18 protein-coding genes are annotated in these 19,722 nt (G+C 61.6%); 9 read left to right on the forward strand and 9 right to left on the reverse strand.

The features are described from left to right. Positions 1-38: 38 nt before the first annotated feature. Both CKW30_RS23760 and CKW30_RS23765 read right to left on the reverse strand, forming a co-directional pair. The gene (locus CKW30_RS23760; RefSeq protein ID WP_041477122.1) at positions 39-584 is read right to left on the reverse strand and encodes a cytochrome b; all 546 of its coding nucleotides are present in this window, start codon (positions 582-584) and stop codon (positions 39-41) included. After that, the gene (locus CKW30_RS23765; RefSeq protein WP_095182093.1) at positions 581-1,687 is read right to left on the reverse strand and encodes a catalase family peroxidase; all 1,107 of its coding nucleotides are present in this window, start codon (positions 1,685-1,687) and stop codon (positions 581-583) included. Before CKW30_RS23765 ends, CKW30_RS23760 begins: the two co-directional genes overlap by 4 nt. A gap of 156 nt (positions 1,688-1,843) precedes the next feature. Here CKW30_RS23765 and CKW30_RS23770 point away from each other — a divergent pair, with 156 nt between their 5' ends. The 4 genes from CKW30_RS23770 to CKW30_RS23785 all read left to right on the forward strand — a co-directional run bounded on the left by CKW30_RS23770 (position 1,844) and on the right by CKW30_RS23785 (position 5,974). Further along, positions 1,844-2,350 carry an RNA polymerase sigma factor gene (locus CKW30_RS23770; RefSeq protein ID WP_095182094.1) on the forward strand — a complete coding sequence of 169 codons (507 nt, stop codon included), beginning with the start codon at positions 1,844-1,846 and terminating at the stop codon, positions 2,348-2,350. Further along, positions 2,347-3,102 carry an anti-sigma factor gene (locus CKW30_RS23775; RefSeq protein WP_095182095.1) on the forward strand — a complete coding sequence of 252 codons (756 nt, stop codon included), beginning with the start codon at positions 2,347-2,349 and terminating at the stop codon, positions 3,100-3,102. The genes CKW30_RS23770 and CKW30_RS23775 overlap by 4 nt, the downstream gene beginning before the upstream one ends. 208 nt (positions 3,103-3,310) lie before the next feature. After that, positions 3,311-4,441 carry a cell division protein ZapE gene (gene zapE / locus CKW30_RS23780; RefSeq protein ID WP_095182096.1) on the forward strand — a complete coding sequence of 377 codons (1,131 nt, stop codon included), beginning with the start codon at positions 3,311-3,313 and terminating at the stop codon, positions 4,439-4,441. A 219-nt stretch (positions 4,442-4,660) separates the two neighbouring features. Next, positions 4,661-5,974 carry a protein kinase gene (locus CKW30_RS23785; protein ID WP_095182097.1) on the forward strand — a complete coding sequence of 438 codons (1,314 nt, stop codon included), beginning with the start codon at positions 4,661-4,663 and terminating at the stop codon, positions 5,972-5,974. Between the two features lie 102 nt (positions 5,975-6,076). Here the strand turns inward: CKW30_RS23785 and CKW30_RS23790 are convergent, their stop codons facing one another. After that, the gene (locus tag CKW30_RS23790) at positions 6,077-6,781 is read right to left on the reverse strand and encodes a YebC/PmpR family DNA-binding transcriptional regulator (protein WP_041477129.1); all 705 of its coding nucleotides are present in this window, start codon (positions 6,779-6,781) and stop codon (positions 6,077-6,079) included. Positions 6,782-7,002: 221 nt separating this feature from the next. Between CKW30_RS23790 and CKW30_RS23795 the strand changes: the two genes are divergently transcribed. After that, a complete protein-coding gene (locus tag CKW30_RS23795; protein ID WP_095182098.1) occupies positions 7,003-8,391 on the forward strand; it encodes a type VI secretion system Vgr family protein in 1,389 nt (462 codons plus the stop codon). Positions 8,392-8,399: 8 nt separating this feature from the next. Here CKW30_RS23795 and CKW30_RS23800 read toward each other — a convergent pair whose 3' ends face one another. Both CKW30_RS23800 and CKW30_RS23805 read right to left on the reverse strand, forming a co-directional pair. Continuing rightward, positions 8,400-9,791: an FAD-dependent oxidoreductase gene (locus tag CKW30_RS23800; protein WP_095182099.1), complete on the reverse strand. Its 1,392-nt coding sequence runs from the start codon at positions 9,789-9,791 to the stop codon at positions 8,400-8,402. A 72-nt stretch (positions 9,792-9,863) separates the two neighbouring features. Beyond that, a complete protein-coding gene (locus CKW30_RS23805; protein ID WP_056788787.1) occupies positions 9,864-11,189 on the reverse strand; it encodes an MFS transporter in 1,326 nt (441 codons plus the stop codon). Between the two features lie 271 nt (positions 11,190-11,460). Here CKW30_RS23805 and CKW30_RS23810 point away from each other — a divergent pair, with 271 nt between their 5' ends. Next, positions 11,461-12,333 carry a LysR family transcriptional regulator gene (locus CKW30_RS23810; protein WP_095182100.1) on the forward strand — a complete coding sequence of 291 codons (873 nt, stop codon included), beginning with the start codon at positions 11,461-11,463 and terminating at the stop codon, positions 12,331-12,333. Positions 12,334-12,429: 96 nt separating this feature from the next. Here the strand turns inward: CKW30_RS23810 and CKW30_RS23815 are convergent, their stop codons facing one another. Then, on the reverse strand, positions 12,430-13,290 hold the full coding sequence (locus tag CKW30_RS23815; RefSeq protein WP_095182101.1) for a LysR substrate-binding domain-containing protein: 861 nt from the start codon (positions 13,288-13,290) through the stop codon (positions 12,430-12,432). A gap of 113 nt (positions 13,291-13,403) precedes the next feature. Between CKW30_RS23815 and CKW30_RS23820 the strand changes: the two genes are divergently transcribed. Both CKW30_RS23820 and phnX read left to right on the forward strand, forming a co-directional pair. Further along, positions 13,404-14,513, forward strand: a complete 1,110-nt coding sequence (locus tag CKW30_RS23820) for a 2-aminoethylphosphonate--pyruvate transaminase (RefSeq protein WP_095182102.1) — start codon at positions 13,404-13,406, stop codon at positions 14,511-14,513. A gap of 138 nt (positions 14,514-14,651) precedes the next feature. Next, positions 14,652-15,479: a phosphonoacetaldehyde hydrolase gene (gene phnX, locus CKW30_RS23825; protein ID WP_095182103.1), complete on the forward strand. Its 828-nt coding sequence runs from the start codon at positions 14,652-14,654 to the stop codon at positions 15,477-15,479. A gap of 86 nt (positions 15,480-15,565) precedes the next feature. On the opposite strand, the gene CKW30_RS27125 is transcribed toward phnX, so the two are convergent. After that, a complete protein-coding gene (locus tag CKW30_RS27125; RefSeq protein ID WP_143498023.1) occupies positions 15,566-15,907 on the reverse strand; it encodes a hypothetical protein in 342 nt (113 codons plus the stop codon). Here CKW30_RS27125 and CKW30_RS27785 point away from each other — a divergent pair. After that, positions 15,885-16,391, forward strand: a complete 507-nt coding sequence (locus tag CKW30_RS27785) for a collagen-like protein (RefSeq protein ID WP_082530311.1) — start codon at positions 15,885-15,887, stop codon at positions 16,389-16,391. The two genes, CKW30_RS27125 and CKW30_RS27785, sit on opposite strands and share 23 nt — an antisense overlap. Before the next feature lie 141 nt (positions 16,392-16,532). On the opposite strand, the gene CKW30_RS23835 is transcribed toward CKW30_RS27785, so the two are convergent. Both CKW30_RS23835 and CKW30_RS23840 read right to left on the reverse strand, forming a co-directional pair. Continuing rightward, positions 16,533-17,456 (reverse strand): 1-aminocyclopropane-1-carboxylate deaminase/D-cysteine desulfhydrase, encoded by a 924-nt coding sequence (locus tag CKW30_RS23835; RefSeq protein WP_095182105.1) that lies wholly within the window; start codon positions 17,454-17,456, stop codon positions 16,533-16,535. 125 nt (positions 17,457-17,581) lie between these two features. Continuing rightward, complete coding sequence (locus CKW30_RS23840) at positions 17,582-19,621, reverse strand: NADPH-dependent 2,4-dienoyl-CoA reductase (RefSeq protein ID WP_056788766.1); 2,040 nt, start codon at positions 19,619-19,621, stop codon at positions 17,582-17,584. Positions 19,622-19,722 lie beyond the last annotated feature (101 nt).

Raw genomic sequence — 19,722 nt, forward strand, 5'->3', positions numbered from 1 at the left:
AAGATCGCAGCCGGCCTGCGATCTTTTGCGTTATAGGGTCAGCCGCGATCGCGCCCGCGCAACATGCTGTCGAGCACTTCGTCACGACGCACCCAGCCATGGAACAGCGCCGCCGCCAGGTGCAGCAGCACTGTCAGAAACAGCAGATACGCCAGATAGCCATGGGACTTGCGCAGCAACGCAAACAGTTGCGCATCGGCCGGCACAATCGACGGCAGATGCAGCGACGACGTCAGCATCACTGGCTCGCCCGAGGCACTGATCATCGCCCAGCCGAGCAACGGCAACACCAGCATCAACGCATACAACAAGACGTGGGAAGCCTTGGCTGCGAGCACCTGCCAGCCCGGCAGATCATCCGGCAGCGGCGGTTGGCGCGTGGTGAAGCGCACCAGCAGGCGCACGATCACCAGCGCCAGAATCGCGATGCCCAGCGGCTTGTGCAGATGAATCAGCCATTCATGGCGAGACGACACCGAAGTGACCATGCCCGCGCCGATAAACAGCATGGCGATGATCATCAGCGCCATCAGCCAGTGCAGCAGGCGCGCCAGCAAAACGAAATGCGTCGGTTGCTTGTTCATGGACGAGCCTCCTGTTTGGCGGCGGGCAACTGGCTGACTTCGCTGGTGCGACGCAGGTAGGAATCGGCATAGCCGGCAGAACGCGCGGCCAGCAGTGGATCTTCCGATCCTTGAATCCCGGCCGGCAGCACCAGCGGGTCGTAGTTGATGTCACGGCACTCGCCACTGAGTTGCGGCTGGGGCTTCACCAGCACCAGGGTTCCGGCGTTCAACACTTTGCGATCTGCGGGCCAGGTCTTGCTGGCATCGTTCACCGGGTCACCGGCGTTGGCCAGGGTGATGTTCAACTGAAAGCGCAAGGGTGCGGCGGCCAGGCGTTGCACCAGATCCTTCTCGAGAAAGTCCGCGCCTTCAGGAGCCGTGGCACCCGCCGCGTCCTGCGCCAGCGGCGTCATGCTCCAGCGTACGGCCTGTTTTTTACCGTTGCCATCGACCAGATAGAACGCATTGATGCTGTTATAGGTTTCGGTGGCGTAGCTGGCCGAAGGCTTGGCGGTCTTCACCCACGTCAGAAACGGCACGGCTTCCGGATGTGCGGCAAAAAACGCCGGCACCTTCGTCGGGTCTGGCTTGCCGGTGGCTGGATCCGGCGACTGCGCCTGCTGCAATTGGTAGAACGCTTCGGGCGTGCCCACCGGAAACACCGGCATGCTGTTCATCCCGGTGCGCCATTGCTGACCGTTCGCCTGGGTGAAGCGCAGCGCCAGGCTGCGGATCGGTACGGCGCTGTCCGGCGCGTAGGGATTGCCGGCCGGCAAGGCGAAACGCCCCACCACCGGTGTCTGCGGCAGGTTGAACACCTGTGCCGTGGAGAACGCGCGCGCCTCGCCGCTGCTTTCGAAATGGCCAATCACGCAGACACCCTTGGCGTGATTGCGACGAAAGCTGGGATGCACGCCGTTGTTCTTTTCCAGCACATCGACCAACGCTTTTGGCGTCAATCGTTGCGGGTCAAGGTTGCCATGCACGTAGGCAAACGCCCCGGCCACGGCAGCGACAATCACGGCAATGCCGCCCAGGCGAAAAACCAGGCTCGCGGCGCTCAGTGGCTGGCGCGGCGGCCTGCCGGGCGGTGCAGCGTTGGGGGACGAGCGATCAACCATGAATATCTCCAGGCCATCGGCCACAAGTGGAAAGAGTCAGCAAGACGTACCCCGTCCGGGTTTATTCCACGGTGCGGTATTTATTTTTGCGCGCGGGGAATAACCTGCGCTGACGGGCGTCTTCCTAGTCCACAGCGTAGCGACCAGCAGACATTCATGAGCGAATTCGACGAACAGTTGAGAGAAATCATTCCCAGATTGCGCCGCTTCGCCGTGTCGTTGACGCGCAACAGCAGCAGCGCTGACGATCTGGTCCAGGCCAGCCTCGAGCGGGCACTCTCGGCGTGGGGCGAGAAACGCGCTGAGGGCGACGTGCGCGCCTGGCTGTTTGCGATCCTCTATCGGCAATTTCTCGATGCGCACCGTCGTTCGCGGCGCTATGCGCGGATGCTGGAATTTTTCACCGGTCGCGACGATGCCGAGCCGTCTGTGGAACGCACGGTGATTGCCCAGTCGACCCTGCAAGCCTTCGAACGCCTGCCCACCGAACAGCGCGCTTTGCTGCTGATGGTCTCGGTGGAAGGCCTGTCCTATAAAGAGGTCGCCGAGATCCTCGGCGCCCCGATCGGCACCGTGATGTCGCGCCTGTCCCGCGCCCGCCAGGCCTTGCGCCAACTCAGCGACGGCGAAATCAGCAGCCCTTCCTTGCGGATACTCAAATGATCAGCCTGCCTCCCAGCGAACGTGATTTGCACGCCTACGTCGACCACCAGCTCAGCGACGCCGATCGGCGCGTGCTCGAGACCTGGCTGGCCAGCCACCCTGAAGAAGCGGCGCAGGTTCGCGCCTGGCAACGCGACGCCCAGCAATTGCGCGCAGCGCTGAGTGGCGCGTTGCAGCAACCGGCCAATCCGGCGCTTGACCCGATGATGATTCGCCAGCGCCGTCGCCAGCAGTCCCGTCGGCACCTGGCCAGCGCGGCGGTGTTGCTGATTGCCGTGAGCATTGGCGGTTTCAGTGGCTGGCAGGCGCGGGAAATGACCCTGGCGCGCCCTGCGCAATTGCCGATGACTGACGCGTTGCAAGCCTATCGCCTGATCGCCCAGCAAGGCGTACTGCCCGCCGATTACAAGGTCGACAGCGACGGCGACATGCAGCGTTGGCTCGACCGCTACTTCAGTGGTGCCGGACGCTTGCCGGACTTGAAAGCTGCCGGATTCGAGCCAGTCAGCGGGCGTTTGCTCAGCACCGATGAAGGCGCGGCAGCGATGGTGATGTATGAGGATCGCAGCGGTCACAAGGTCAGTTTCTACCTGCGTCCACCGGGGCCGAAAAACACCCTGCTGCCGCGCGGTTCGCGCAGCGATGGCGATCTGCAGGCCGATTACTGGTCAGGGCCGGGCTACAACTATGCGGTGGTCAGCCCGACCGACTCGCCGGCAGCAGAGTTGCTCAAGCAATCGCCACCGTTCTGAAATCCGCCTCTGGTAGGAGCTGATGAGTGCAACGAGGCTGCGATCTGTTGGCGGCAACCAAGATCAAAAGATCGCAGCCTCGTTGCACTCGTCAGCTCCTACAGGGGACCGTGCACATATTTCATGGAGCCGACGCCTGAGCTCTGGTTACACTTGGGCCACCGCGCTCCCGGTGGAGCCCGCCCAATCAAACAGGAGCCTTTCCCGCGTGCCCGCCCGAACGCCGAAACGATCACGACTGAGCCAACGCTGGCCGTTGTTGCGCCGCCTGTTCGGCAAAAGCCTGCCCGTCAGCGCCGGGCACGATGCTCATGCCGCGACCATCCGCGATTATTTCCGCGACAAAGCCAAAAGCCAGGGCTACACCCTTAGCCGCAGTCAGCAGCACGTCATCGACTGCATGGCGCAGCAGGCCAGCGTACTGCTGGGCGACAGCGGCCACACACCGCCGAGTCTGTACCTGTACGGAGCCGTCGGGCGCGGCAAGAGCTGGTTGCTCGACGGTTTTTTCCAGGCACTGCCGATCCCGCGCAAACGTCGCCTGCACTTCCATCAGTTTTTTGCCCGGCTGCACGACGGCATGTTCCGTCACCGCCTGCAGGAAGACGCGCTGGAAATCACCCTTGATGAGTTGCTGGAAGATTGCCAGGTGCTGTGTTTCGACGAATTTCATGTGCACGACATCGGCAACGCGATGCTGATCACGCGTTTGTTCAAGGCCCTGTTCAAACGGCGGATCATGCTGCTGGTGACCTCCAACTATGCACCCGAGGGCCTGCTGCCCAACCCGCTGTATCACGCACGCTTCAAACCGGTGATCGAGCTGATCAACACGCGCATGCAGGTGATGGAAGTCGGCGGCGACCACGACTACCGCACGCTCAACCGCCAGCATTCGCATCAAGTGTTTACCCAAGGACATTACGTCTGGCCGGCTACAACAGCCCAGCGCCAGGCCCTGGACCTGCCACCAGCCGACGCGCCTGCCCTTGCCCTCGAGGTTGGCAAGCGCCAGCTTCAGGCCCGTTTTTGCCAAGGCCGGCGAGTCGCGTTCACCTTCAACGACCTGTGTGAACAGCCAACGGCAGTGATGGATTATCTGCAACTGTGCCAGCGTTTCGACCAGTGGATCATCGATGACCTGCCGCCGCTCGGCGAGTGTCCGATCGCCGTGCAACAGCGCTTCATCAATTTGATCGACGTGCTCTACGATCAGGACAAGCACCTGACCCTGCTCGGCCAACTGCCGCTGGGCCAGAGCCTGGAAGGTCACGCCATCGACCTGGCGCGCACGCGCAGCCGGTTGGGGCAATTGCAGGAAATCCACGCTCCCAACTGACACCCTACCCTGTGGGAGCGAGCCCTGTGGGAGCGAGCCTGCTCGCGAAAGCGGTATGTCAGTCAGAGTTCATTTAACTGATACACCGCTTTCGCGAGCAGGCTCGCTCCCACAAGGTCCCGGGACAACTCAAAATCCTTTCAGCGTCCGCTTTACCGCTATCATGTCGCCCATTCCCGCGTCCCCGCGTCGCTCCACCGATCAATAGCGAAACCAGACATGCACACCCTTGCTCAACTGCGCGCCGGCGAACTGTCAGGCATCACCCGCCTCGACCTGTCCTGCGGGCTGACCGAATTCCCCCGCGAAATATTCCAACTGGCCGACACGCTGGAAGTGCTCAACCTCAGCGGCAATGCGTTATCCAGCCTGCCCGATGACCTGCATCGCCTGACCCGCCTGCGCGTGCTGTTCTGCTCCGACAACCAGTTCAGCGAACTGCCGGCGTGCCTCGGCCAGTGCACCGCGCTGACCATGGTCGGCTTCAAGGCCAACCGCATCGTCAATGTCCCTGGTGACGCTCTGCCGCCGCAGCTGCGCTGGCTGATCCTCACCGATAACCGCATCGAGAACCTGCCGAAAGAACTGGGTGAACGCCGCGCTTTGCAGAAGCTCATGCTCGCCGGCAATCGCCTGCAATCGCTGCCAGACTCCCTGCGTCACTGCCATCGGCTGGAATTGCTGCGCATCGCTGCCAACCAACTCAGCGAACTGCCGCAGTGGTTGCTGACCTTGCCGAGCCTGACCTGGCTGGCCTACGCCGGCAATCCGCTGGAGACCGAAGCCGATGCCGCTGCCCTTGAGGCCACGCCGCTGATCGACTGGTCGGCGCTGCGCCTGGAGCAGCAACTGGGCGAAGGCGCTTCCGGGGTGATTTCCCGGGCGGTCTGGCAGCGTGACGATGGCACGGCGCAAGCGGTTGCGGTGAAGCTGTACAAAGGCGAGATGACCAGCGACGGCTCGCCATTGCATGAGATGAACGCCTGCATCACCGCAGGCCTGCACCCGAACCTGATCCGCGTCGAAGGGCGCATCAGCGGCCATCCCGATCAACAGCAGGGGCTGGTGATGCAACTGATTGATCCGAGCTTCGGCAATCTCGCCGGTTTGCCCAGCCTGGACTCGTGCTCGCGGGATGTTTATGCCGAAGGTTGCCGGTTCCCCGCCGAGGTCGCCCTGCACGTCGCCAAAGGCATCGCCTCAGCGGCCGAGCACCTGCACCGCCAAGGCATCACCCACGGCGATCTGTATGGCCACAACATTCTGTTGAACGATCGCGGCGATTGTCTGCTGGGGGATTTCGGCGCGGCGTCGTTTCATGCCACCGGCGATGATGTGCAGACGCGCGCATTGCAGCGCCTGGAAGTCCGTGCGTTCGGTGTGTTGTTGGGGGAATTGCTGGGGCGTGTCGACTCAGGATTGAGTACGGAGCGGCGCGCGCAACTGCAGGCGCTGGAACGACGTTGCTGTCAGGCCGATGTGCTGGGGCGGCCGGGTTTCAGTGAAGTCATCGAGGTGCTGGAGAATCTTTGACCGCTGCGCAGTCATTCGCGAGCAGGCTCGCTCCCACAATGGAATGTATTTCAAATGTGGGAGCGCGCCTGCTCGCGAAGAGGTCATTACTGGCGCGACAGATCAGCCAGCCAGACCGACGAACATGTCCTGCACGTCATCATGGTTGTCGAGGCCTTCGAGGAACGCTTCGACTTCAGCCATCTGCTCGTCGCTCAAGCCGCTGACCGGGTTCTTCGGCTGGTAGCCGAGCTTGGCCGAGAGCACGGTGAAACCTTGTTCGGGCAGGGCTTTCTGCACAGCGTCGAGGTCGGTCGGGTCGGTGAGGAACAACGTCGCGCCCTCTTCACCCGGCTCGAAATCCTGGGCACCGGCTTCGATCGCAGCCATTTCCGGATCGGCTTCCGGGCTGTCCGGCGAGGCTTCGATCATGCCGACGTGGTTGAACATCCACGCCACCGAACCCGAAGCGCCCAACTGGCCCTTGCGGAACGCCACACGAATTTCCGCGACGGTGCGGTTGATGTTGTCGGTGACGCATTCGACGATCAGCGGCACCTGATGCGGCGCGAAGCCTTCGTAGGTCACGCGATGGTATTGCACGGTTTCACCCAGCAGACCGGCGCCTTTCTTGATCGCGCGATCGAGGGTTTCTTTTGGCATCGAGGCTTTTTTCGCCTGTTCGACCACCAGACGCAGGTGTGCGTTGGTGGCGGTATCGGCACCGTTGCGCGCAGCAATGGTGATTTCTTTCACCAGTTTGCCGAAGATCTTCCCTTTGGCGTTGGCTGCCGCTTCTTTGTGTTTAACCTTCCACTGTGCGCCCATTACTCACTCTCTTGATCTGTGGCGCCGAGACATCTATTGGCCGACGCGTGGCGGCAAGTTTATACGGCCTAAAGTCGGCAATCGACCAAAAAAACAGCCGACGGAATCGACATCTTCACCAAAGCATGTAGGGGGATTCTGAAAAGCGCCTTTGACATGACCATTCAGCCCGACGGTTTCGTACCCTTGAAACCCCGTATCGCCTGACAGGGCCTGCTCGAATGCTCAATGACAAGGAAAGTCCCTTCACCCTTACGCTGACCGACAGCGGATTGCGCCTGCCGGTGGTGCGTTTTCGCGGCGAGGAAGCGCTGAACCAGCCTTACCGTTTCGACATCGAACTGCTCGGACTGGCCCCGGCCATCGTCCCGGGATCCTTCCTGCACAGGCCAGCCTTTTTGCGGCTCAGTGAGCAGCACGGATTCCACGGCGTCATTTCCAGCGCCAGCTGCGAACATCGCGGGACGCATCGGGTCGGCTATCGACTGATTCTGGTGCCGTATCTGCAACAACTGGCGCAAACGCATAAGCGCCGCGTGTTTACTCACCTGAGTGTGCCGCAGATCATTCAACAACTGCTCGAAGAACATGCCCTGCCAGCGCACAGCTACCGCATTGAAATGAGCGTCGGTCACTACCCGGCAAGGGCGTTTTGCATTCAGTACGAAGAAAGCGATCTGGCACTGGTGCAGCGGCTATGCGAAGAAGAAGGCATCCACTATCACTTCGAACACGGGCCGGACGGACATGTCGTGGTGTTCGCTGACGACAGCCTGAGCCTGCCGCAGGAACCGGTCGAAATCCCTTTCAGTGCTGATGAGCAACCACCGTCGCCCTGCGTCAGCGCGCTCTATCAACAGCATCGCGCGGCGCCTGTACCGATGCTGCATGCGGTGCGCAATCGCGGTCAGCCAACCGGCAATGCCGAAGCCGCCAACGAGGTCTCGACCGAGTTGCCGATGCCCGCGCGATCGCCGGAACGTCTGCACGCCGAACAACGCAGCCGACGTCATCTGCAACGCCAACGCTGCCAGTTGCGCTCCATTCACGGGCGCAGTGATTGCAGCGATTTGCTCAGTGGACGACTGCTGCTTGTGGCCGACCACCCGATTCATCATTTCAACGAACAATGGCTGATCAGCGCGGTGCGCCACCACGGGCAGCACCCTTCGATCCTTGATCCGGCGCCAAGCGTTCAGCGTTATCACAACGACTTCACTGCGCAGCCCTGGTCGACCGACTTCCGTCCGCCACTCAAACAAGCTCGCCCGAATATTGCCGGTTATCACTTGGCGAAAGTGGCGGGTGCGCCTGGGCAACCTGCGCAAGTGGACGAAAACGGCTGCCTCGCTGTAAGCCTGTGGCCGTCTGCGGATAAATCCGCCAGCGACGCCCTGTGGCTGCCGATCGCCATGAGCCGGCTCAGCGGCCCTGTCGCCATCGATCAATTACCGCGTGCTGGCATTGAAGTGTGGGTGAGTTTCCTCGACAGCGATCCGGACCGACCGATCCTGTGCCTCAGCCACGCACGCCAGCCGCCGGAGCGCGAATCAGAGCCCGTGCGCGACAGCCTGTTGCTCGACTGGCTGAGCCACCGCGCCGAGCATTGATCGGCGCCTCAGCTTTTGTCCGCCTTGCCCGCCGCCGCCGCGAACTTGGCCAGGCGCACGTCCAGATGCCGAGGCCGGTGCCCGTGATCTTCGGCGCGCTCCTTGCGGCGGATGGCGTTGCGCACCATCAACGAGCCGAGGTAGCGGATGGGTTCCGGCGGGAAATAACCCAGCGGCCCGTTGACCAGCGGCGAGCGGGTCCACGGGTTATCCAGGCCTTGCACCAGCGCGGCGAGAATCTGCCCGCCCATGTGACACGGGCCGACGCCGCTGCCGGAATAACCGAAGCCGTAAAACACATTGCCCGCCCCGCTCATCTGGCCGAAAAACGGTAAGCCGGTCACCGAACGATCCGACGGGCCGTTCCACGTCGCGTCGATTTTGACCTCGGCGAACGCCGGGAAAAAATCCGCGAGACTGCGCTTGAGCAAGCCGGCATAAGGCGACGGCTGATCGAACACCGGCAGCATCCGCCCGCCATAGGCGAAGGTGTTGCCGCCCTTGCCGAGCATGATCCGGCCGTCCGGGGTGTTGTGGTAGTAATGCACGAAAATCCGCGAATCGAGGACGCTGACGCCGCTGGTCAAACCGATTTGCTGCAACAGGTCCGGGCGCGGTTCGGTGATCAGCATGTCACTGGAAACGATCGCCACACTGCGCTCGAACTGAGGAAACGCGCGGGCCATCCACGCATTCATCGCCAGCACCACCCGGTCGGCGATGACCTTGCCGCCGGGCGTGTGGATGCGTGCCGGGCGGCCCTCTTCCAGCCCGGTCATCGCCGTGCCTTCATGGATCTTCACGCCCGATTGCAGCGCCACCCGGCGCAGGCCGCGCACCAGTTTGCCCGGTTGCACGCTGGCAGCCGCCGGGGAAAACCAGCCTTCCAGATGTTTTGACGAACCAGCCATGCGCTGCACATCGGCGAGCGGTCGCTGGCTGAACGAGTTGATGCCGTTACGCTCCAGCGCCGCGATCACCGCGTCAGTTGCGCCGACCTGGGCGCGATTGGTCGCGGTGTACAGCGTGCCGTCGAGGCGGTAGTCGGCATCGACGCCGTACTGCTCGCAGAACTCGCCGATCGCATGGATGCTGCGCTCGGATTCCTTGACCAGACGCACCGCCTCGTCGACGCCGAACAAGCGTTCCAGGGTGAAATATTTCGCCGACCACGACAGCGCACAGCCGCCATTGCGGCCACTGGCGCCAGCGCCGCAGATGTCCGCCTCGATCAGCAGCACCTCCAGCTCGGGGTTTTGCTGCTTGAGCATGATCGCCGTCCACAATCCGGTGTAGCCGCCGCCAACGATGCACACATCGGTGCGCACCTCGCCTTGCAGCGGTGGACACTGCTCGGATGGGTCGGCCTGCAAGGCTTGCTCGAGCCAGAACGGTCGCATGGGAAATCTCCAGTCAGAAAGCCACGACGCAGCCTGCCGCGCACCGCGCAGCAGGCCACGGGGCGAAGGGTTTCAGGAACGCAGCGGTTTGACGCTCAGCGGGCAGTTGGGGATCGTTGCGCGCGGCTCCATCACGCCGACCGGCCGACTGTTCCAGTGCGGAATCAGCACCAGCGCCGAGAACAGCGCGCATCCGGCGAAGACGATGAACACCGTCACCGAGTCGAAGTAGCCCGGCAGCAAACCGCCGAGCACTGCGCCAACGGAGCCGCAGCCGTTGACGAAACCGGCGGCGGTGGCACCGGCCTTGGCCTTGCCGAAATCGATGGCGGCCGCGCCGCTGATCATCGAGTCCGGGCCGTACAACGTCAGGCCCATGACGAACAGCAACGCGACGACCAACAACACGCTGCCGGTGTTCAGCGCAGCCATGAACAACGCCAGCGTCACGGTTAGCGCCAGCAGACTCAGCACGCAGGCCGGCATGCGTCGGGCGCCGAAGAGTTTGTCCGAGGCCAGGCCGATCATGATCGGCCCGAGCAATCCGGCCAGTTCAAACGCGGTGGGAATGATCGCCGCGCCAACCTTGCCGACACTGGGCATCTGCTCGAAAACAATCACTGGCCCCCACAACAGAATCGCGTAACGCGCCGGTTTCAGCAGGAAATACGCCAGGCCCAGCACCAGCACCGTACGGTTGCGCAGGATTTCCTTCAACGGCTCCCACACGCTGAGTTTGCTGTTGGCTGCGGTTTCCTCGGCGGTCAGTTCCGGCTCGGGCTCCACCGCCGGCAAGCCGACGTCTTCCGGTTTGTTGCGCTGGAAGATAAAGAACAGCACGGCCACCACCGCGACCACCGCCGCGCTGGAAATGAATGCCGCGTGCCAGGTGCCGACCAGCGTGTAGGCCCACCAGCCGGCGAACGGCGAGGCGACCAGACCACCAAACGCGTAACAGGAACTCCACAAGCCGAGCACGCGCCCGCGCTGCTCTGACGGGAAGAAGCTGCCAAGGTTTTTACACAGCCCCGACCAGCCAGTGGACTGCGCCAGACCTTGAATCAACATGCACGTGGCGAAGATCGGCAATGTAGCGAAACTGCCCATCACCAGCGCCGCAGCGGCGGATATCAGCAAACCGCCAAGCACTACGACTCGCGGGCCAAAGCGATCGGCGAGCATGCCCCAGGTGAACTGTCCGAGGGCATACGCCGCCAGATAGATCGCGTCGAGGTTGGCCATGGCCATTTTGTCGAGGGTGAAATCAGGGTCTTCGGCGATGCCCAGTTTGGCCACCGAAAATGCTTTGCGGGTGAAGTAGAACGCGGCGTACGCGAGCCAGGTAATAGCGAAGATCTGCACGCGCCAACGCGCCAGGGTGCCGATGTGCTTGTTCATGGTGGTTCTGACCTCAGGGTGTGAGTGTGCCGGCAGAATCGATTAAGAAAAACGCCTGTGTTTTTTATTGTTGAGCACTGCGATACCGCCCCTTCCCTTCGGCGATAACGGTCAGATGAGTCTGCTGTTGCACGCACAGGCTCATGGGCCAGCGCTGCTGTTCGACCGAGCAGTCAGCGATGGCGTGAGCCGATCAAAGCAATTACTGTTTAATAAATAAAATCGATTTATCGTATTTCACACATAAGCCGAGCTTGTTACTGGAGCCACCATGTCTGTCTCTCACGCCCAACTCAAAGCGTTCCACGCGGTGGCCGTCCATGGCAGCTTCACCCGCGCCGCCGAGCGGCTTTATCTGACGCAACCGGCGATTTCCGACCAGGTGCGCAAACTCGAAGAACGCTTCGGCGTGCTGCTGTTTCACCGCAATAAACGTTCCGTACGCCTGACCGATCTCGGCGAGCGCCTGCTGGCGATCACCCAGCGCCTGTTCGTGATCGAAGCCGAAGCGCAGGAATTGCTGCAGGAATCCCAGGCCCTGCAGACCGGCAGCCTGATTCTCGCGGTGGACGCGCCGATCCACGTGTTGCCGCAGATCGCACGGTTCTGCGAGCGCTACCCGGGCATCAGCGTGAAAATCGAAACCGGCAATACCGATGAATCGCTGTTTCGCCTGTTCAACTATCAGGCCGATCTGGCGCTGCTCGGCCGCGACGTAACCGATGAACGCTTGCTGTGTGTGCCGTTGCGCAACGATCCGATGGTGGCGTTCGTTTCGCGCAATCATCCGTGGGCCGAGCGCGAATCGATCTGTCTGGCCGATCTGGATGACACGCCACTGGTGCTGCGTGAGACCGGTTCGGTGACCCGGCAGACCCTGGAAGAGGAAATGGCCCGCGCAGGTTTGCGCATCCGCCCGGCGATTCAGGTTGAAGGTCGGGAAGCGGCGCGCGAAGCCGTGGTGGTGGGGATCGGGGTTGGTGTGGTTTCAGCGGCGGAGTTCGGCGCCGACTCACGGGTCTGCGCGTTGCCGATCACCGACTGCACGAGGCGCCTGACCGAAACCCTGGTGTGCTTGCGCGAACAGAGTTCGCGGCGGGTGGTGGCGACGTTTCTCGATATGGTTCGCGAGAGCCTTGTGTAAGCAGCACTGGCCCCTTCGCGAGCAGGCTCGCTCCCACATGGGACCGCGCTCTGTAGTGTGGGAGCGAGCCTGCTCGCGAAAAAGTCGCCTCGGTTTTCAGTCTGGCGCCAGATCAAAAAACGCCTGAATCAAGCGCAACTCGCGCCGGCGCTCCATGCAGCCAATCATGTGCCGGTTCACCAGCCCTTCCCCGGCGATCGGGATCGCCACCACGCGCGGGTCATGACTGACCTCCACCGATGACACCACACCGACCCCCAACTCGGCCGCGACCGCTTCGGTCACCGCCTCGCGACTGTCCAGCTCCAGCAACACCCGCGGCTGAATCGAGGCCTGCGCACACGCCTGGTCAAACGTGCGCCGGGTAATCGAACTCGGCTCGCGCAGGACCATGATCACTTGGTCCAGCTCCTTGAGTTTCACGTCAGCGGAGCGATTCGCCCAGCGATGCCCTGCCGGCACCAGCGCGCAGATCCGCGATTCGCTCAGCGCTTGCAGATGCAGGCCCTTGCGCGGCTCGACCTCGGTCAGCACCGCGACATCGGCGTGTTCCGACAACAGCGCCGCCAGGGTTTCCTGCGCGTTGCCCAGACGCAGGTTGACCGTGATGCCCGGATAGCGTGCGCGCAGGCTCGCCAGCATCGGCATGACCATGTGCGGCCCATCCGCCGCCACCTCCAGACGCCCGGTCAACAATTGCCGATTGGCCTCGAGCAGCGTCTGCGCTTCTTCCGCCAGACCGAACATGGCGCGGGTGATCGCCGCCAGTTTGGTGCCCTCCTCGGTCAGTTCCACCCGTCGCGCGGTACGCCGCAGCAAGGTGATCTGGTAGTGCTCTTCCAGCGCCTTGATGTGCCCGGTAACCGCCGGCTGGCTGATGAACAACCGCGCAGCCGCGCGGGTGAAGCTGCCTTCGCGGGCCACGGAATCGAAGGCGCGCAGCTGAAACAGATTCATGGATAACCCTCACTGATGGCTGGCATAACAACAAACAATTTGATTGATGCAGCGGCGAATTGCAACGTAGGCCCCGTAGCTTCATCCCACAGCGTTTTCGCGAGGACACACGAATGAGTACCGCCGCACCGATTCTGCTCACTCCCGGCCCGTTGACCACTTCGGCCCGCACCCGCCAGGCCATGATGGTCGACTGGGGTTCGTGGGATGACCGCTTCAACCAGCTGACCGCCAGCCTGTGCGAGCAATTGCTGGCCATCCTCAACGGCGCCGCCAGCCACCATTGCGTACCGTTACAGGGCAGCGGCACCTTCGCCGTCGAAGCGGCGATCGGCACGCTGGTACCGCGTGATGGCAAAATCCTCGTGCTGATCAACGGCGCTTACGGCAAACGGCTGGCGAAGATCTGCGATGTGCTTGGGCGCTCGTTCAGCACCTTCGAAACCGCGGAAGACGAACCGACTACCGCCGCCGACGTCGACCGTTTGCTGCGCGCCGACGCTGACATCACCCACGTGGCGCTGATCCACTGCGAAACCAGCACCGGCATTCTCAATCCGCTGGCAGAAATCGCCGAGGTCGTCGCGCAACACGGCAAACGTCTGATCATCGACGCCATGAGCTCATTCGGCGCGTTGCCGGTGGATGCGCAAAAAGTACCGTTCGACGCGCTGATCGCCGCCTCCGGCAAATGCCTGGAAGGCGTACCGGGTATGGGTTTTGTCTTCGCCCGCAAGGAATCGCTGGCCGCCGCGGCTGGCAACTCGCACTCGCTGGCGATGGACCTGTACGACCAGCACGCCTACATGATGAAAACCGGGCAATGGCGCTTCACCCCGCCCACCCATGTGGTCGCGGCGCTGCACGAAGCGTTGCTGCAATACCGCGAAGAAGGTGGTCTGCCGGCGCGGCATGCGCGTTATGCCGCCAACTGTCAGGCGCTGATGGAAGAGATGAACAAGCTCGGCTTGCGCAGCTTCCTGCCGGCGGCGATTCAGGCGCCGATCATCGCCACTTTCCATGCCCCGCAGGATCCGCGCTACCAGTTCAAGGACTTCTATGAGCGGGTCAAGGCCAAGGGTTACATCCTCTACCCCGGCAAACTGACCCAGGTCGAAACTTTCCGCGTCGGCTGCATCGGCCACGTCACCCCGGACGAAATGCGCCAGGCCGTAGCAGCAGTGGGTGAAGTGCTGCGCGAGATGGAAGTGCTCGATATCTGAGCCCCACCAAAAATCCCCTGTGGGAGCGAGCCTGCTCGCGAAAGCGTCGTCCCAGGCGACACATGCGCTGTCAGACCGCTTTCGCGAGCAGGCTCGCTCCCACATTTGAACTGCATTACAACTCAGGAATTCATCGCCATGAACTACACCAATCCAAGCAAGCTGCAAGCCGCGATCCTCGACTGGGCCGGTACCGTGGTCGATTTCGGCTCGTTCGCGCCGACGCAGATCTTCGTCGAAGCCTTCGCCGAGTTCGATGTGCAGGTGTCGATTGAAGAAGCCCGTGGGCCGATGGGCATGGGCAAGTGGGATCACATCCGCACCCTCTGTGATCAGCCGCAAGTGGCGGAGCGTTATCGCAAGGTATTCGGTCGCACGCCGACCGACGATGACGTCACCGCTATCTACAACCGCTTCATGCCGTTGCAGATCGAGAAAATCGCCGAGCACTCGGCACTGATTCCCGGCGCGCTGGACGCCATCGCCCAACTGCGCGCACAAGGCATCAAGATCGGTTCCTGCTCCGGTTACCCGAAAGCGGTCATGGACAAAGTCGTCGAACTCGCCGCCAGCAACGGCTACGTCGCCGACCACGTGGTCGCCACCGACGAAGTGCCAAACGGTCGTCCATGGCCGGCGCAAGCGTTGGCCAACGTGATCGCTCTGGGCATCGACGATGTTGCAGCGTGCGTGAAGATCGACGACACCGTGCCGGGCATTCTCGAAGGTCGCCGGGCCGGCATGTGGACGGTTGCGCTGATTTGCTCGGGCAACGCGCTGGGTCTGGATTATGAGGGTTTCCGCGCGCTGGGCAGCGATGAACTGGCCAGCGAGCGCCAGCGCATCCACGCGCTGTTCGCAAGTTCGCGGCCGCATTACATGATCGACACCATCAGCGATCTGCCGGAAGTGATCGCCGACATCAACAAGCGTCTGGCCAACGGTGAGATGCCGCAAAACGCCTGAGGCCGATAACCGGAACACCGCTGATCCATGACAATCAGCGGTGTTTTTTTGCACTGTCTTAAATAAATATATTGCCCGGTTATTACTTACTCTGAAACAAGGTTGCCCTCTGCGTCGTACGCACTACCATCGGGATGTTTAACGCTTCCGTCAGGCAATTGTTCAGTACCATCTTCCCAGACAATACGGCCATCCGGATATTCAACGGTATTATCAGACCATACGATTCGCCCGTCCGGATACTCTACCCGGCCGTCGTCATATTGAATGATGCCGTCGGGACGCTTGATCGAAGTCTTATCAACGTCAACCACGCTACCGTCAGGCAGTGTGGTCGAACCATCGACATTGACGGTCGCACCGAGTGTTTGAATCAGCGTAATCAAGGCCACCGGATCGATGTTGATGTTAAGGGTCGGCCATGGCATTGGCGGACGCTTGGTATCGACCGGCGCTACTGGTGCGGTCGGCGCAACTGGTTTGGTTGGGGCTACCGGTTTGGTTGGCGCCACTGGTTTGGTCGGTGCTACTGGCTTGGTTGGCGCCACTGGCTTGGTCGGCGCTACCGGTTTGGTTGGTGCCACTGGCTTGGTCGGCGCTACCGGTTTGGTTGGTGCTACTGGCTTGGTTGGCGCTACCGGCTTGGTCGGCGCTACCGGTTTGGTTGGTGCTACTGGCTTGGTTGGTGCCACTGGTTTGGTCGGTGCTACGGGTTTGGTCGGTGCTACGGGTTTGGTTGGCGCCACTGGCTTTGGTGTAGTGGTAGTGGGGCGAGGCTTGGAGATCGGACTTTTCATATTCACACTCAAATTTACAAATATAATTATGATCTTTAATAACAAACTAAAGAGCCGAACCAACAATAATCACGCACAACAAACTATTCAAACCAAAAGAACCTACAAGATATAAGCAACATAGAGTTACGCCCACAGTTCAACGCACACCAACAACTTTAAATAAGCAGAAATAATAAACCGTACAAATAAGACTTTTGTGTGTTGCAAATATCATTACGCCGAAACGCTGGCATGTACTGATCGCGTCCATCGGCTATGTCATTGCAAATCCGCGTCGCCCCTGCAAGCCCCCCGTGTGGATAAAGATCAGACGCGTGCCGATGGCAAATTCGCCTGCTTCGACATGCTGCTTGAGCGCCAGCAAGGCCTTGCCGGTGTACAGCGGTTCCAAAGGGATGCCGCTGGTTTGCTCGGTCTGATCGATGAAGGTCAGCAACGCCTCGTCAACTTTGGCGAAACCACCACGGCTGGCGTCGATCAGTTGATAGCCCGCCGCATGCTCGGTGGCGGGCGCGAGGATCGACTCGATGTTCGGCGCTACGCCGTGATCATCCGGTACCGCCAGAGCACCGTACACCGCGCGCTTGCCTTGCTCGGCGAGCGCCAGCCCGGCCAGTGTCGTGCCGGTGCCACAGGCCAGCCACCAGGCGTCGAAATCATCCCAGCCCAGCTTGGCCAATTGCTCTTCGGCTTGCTGCCTGATCGCTGCGCAACCCAGTGCGCCGGCCAGTCCACCACCGCCCTCGGGCACTGCACGCAGCGTCGGATATTGCGCTTGCCATGGCGTCCAGAATCCCGCTTCGTGCCGCGCGCGATAGCCGGCGTAACCCAGCCAATGCAACTGCATGCCGAACGCTTGCAGATCCCGCACTGTCGGCGTGTCCTGCGGGTGCCCGCGCAGCAGTCCCACGGTTTTGAAACCCAGCCGTTTGCCCGCCGCCGCCAGCGCGTGCAGGTGATTGGAATGTGCACCGCCGAGGCTGATGATACCCTCGGCGCCGGCACGCTCGGCGGCTTTGAGGTGTTCGACGAGTTTGAACCACTTGTTGCCGCTGATCAGCGGGTCGATGCGGTCCAGGCGCAGGATCGCGACCTCTATGCCGGCAACTGCAAGCCAGTCCAGATAGAGCGGTTCGAGAGGGGCCGGGGGTAGCCAGTTGGGGGGAGGCAAAAGCATGGGCACTGCACAATCTGGAAAAGACCACATACTAGTAGGAGCTGCCGCAGGCTGCGATCTTTTGATCTTGCTTTTGAAATCAGGATCAACAGATCGCAGCCTTCGGCAGCTCCTACAGAATGTGTTTACAACTCAGCCGCCAGCCGCGAACCCTGATTGATCGCGCGCTTGGCATCCAGCTCCGCCGCCACATCCGCGCCGCCGATCAAGTGTACGTTCTGCCCGGCTTCAACCAGACCATCGTGCAACTCACGCAACGGATCCTGCCCCGCGCAGATCACGATGTTGTCCACCGCCAGCAGTTGCGGCTCGCCGGATTCGCCGATGCGAATGTGCAAGCCTTGGTCATCAATGCTCAGGTATTCGACGCTGTTGAGCATTTGCACCTGTTTGTTCTTCAGACCGGTGCGATGAATCCAGCCGGTGGTTTTGCCCAGACCGTCGCCAACCTTGGTTTTCTTGCGCTGCAACAGGAACACCTCACGGGCCGGCGCATGCGGTGCCGCTTTGATTCCCGCCACACCACCACGGGCCTCCAGTTGCGTGTCGATGCCCCACTCTTTCCAGAACGCCGCGCGATCCAGACTGGTGGCTACGCCTTGATGAACGAGAAATTCCGAGACATCGAAACCGATCCCGCCCGCACCAATCACCGCGACACGCTTGCCGACCGGTTTGCGCTCGAGGATCACATCCAGATAACTCAGCACCTTGGCATTTTCGATGCCCGGAATCGCCGGCACGCGCGGGGCGATACCGGTGGCGAGAATGATTTCGTCGTAGCCGCCTTCAACCAACTTGGCCACGTCGACGCGGGTGTTCAGGCACACCTCGACATTGGTGGTTTGCAGCTTGCGGTTGAAGTAGCGCAGGGTTTCGAAAAATTCCTCCTTGCCCGGCACGCGCTTGGCAATGTTGAACTGGCCACCGATCTCACTGGCCGAATCGAACAACGTCACCTGATGACCGCGCTCGGCGGCCACGGTGGCGGCAGACAAGCCGGCAGGGCCGGCACCGACCACGGCGATTTTCTTGATCTGCTGCACCGGCAGGTAATTGAGTTCGGTTTCGTGGCAGGCGCGCGGGTTGACCAGGCAACTGGTGAGCTTGCCGCCAAAGGTGTGGTCGAGGCACGCCTGGTTGCAGCCGATGCAGGTGTTGATTTCGTCGGCGCGGCCTTCGGCGGCTTTGTTGACGAAGTCCGGATCGGCGAGGAATGGTCGGGCCATGGAGACCATGTCGGCATCCCCCTCGGCAAGAATCTGCTCGGCAATTTCCGGGGTATTGATGCGGTTGGTGGTGATCAGCGGGATGCTCACCGAGCCGCGCAACTTGGCCGTAACCTTGCTGAACGCTGCACGCGGAACCTTGGTGGCGATGGTCGGAATCCGCGCTTCGTGCCAGCCGATACCAGTGTTGATGATGGTCGCACCGGCCTGCTCGATGGCTTTGGCCAGCATGACGATTTCATCCCAGGTGCTGCCACCTTCGACCAGATCGAGCATCGACAGGCGGAAGATGATGATGAAATTCGGCCCGACCGCTTCGCGCACACGACGGACAATTTCTACCGGCAGGCGCATGCGGTTTTCGTAGCTGCCACCCCAGCGGTCAGTGCGGTGGTTGGTGTGCGCGGCGAGGAACTGGTTAATGAAGTAACCTTCCGAGCCCATGATCTCGACGCCGTCGTATTCGGCGGTTTGCGCCAATACCGAGCAGGTGACGAAATCGCTGATCTGTTTTTCGATGCCCTCTTCGTCCAGCTCTTTGGGCTTGAACGGGTTGATCGGCGCCTGAATCGCGCTCGGTGCTACTTGTTTCGGGCTGTAGGCGTAACGCCCGGCGTGAAGAATCTGCATGCAGATCTTGCCGCCCGCCTCGTGCACCGCGCGAGTGACGATGCGGTGCTTGAGCGCCTCTTCCTCGGTAGTGAGCTTGGCCGCGCCGGAATACACGCCGCCCTCGTCATTCGGGCCGATGCCGCCGGTGACCATCAGGCCGACACCGCCACGGGCACGTTCGGCGAAGTACGCCGCCATGCGTTCGAAGCCACCCGGCTTTTCTTCAAGGCCAGTGTGCATCGAGCCCATCAGGGTGCGGTTGCGCAGCGTGGTGAATCCCAGGTCCAGCGGGGCCAGCAGATGCGGGTAATGAGCGGCGGTCATCGGTAACTCCACAACGAGCGATCACGGAAAAATTGCGGGAGCTCTGCGTCCCCCGTCAGTCATGTTCGACAGACTAAGAGTCGCACCGCTGTCACTCAATG

It is taken from the genome of Pseudomonas sp. Irchel 3F6 (assembly GCF_900187595.1).
GTDB lineage: Bacteria > Pseudomonadota > Gammaproteobacteria > Pseudomonadales > Pseudomonadaceae > Aquipseudomonas > Aquipseudomonas siliginis.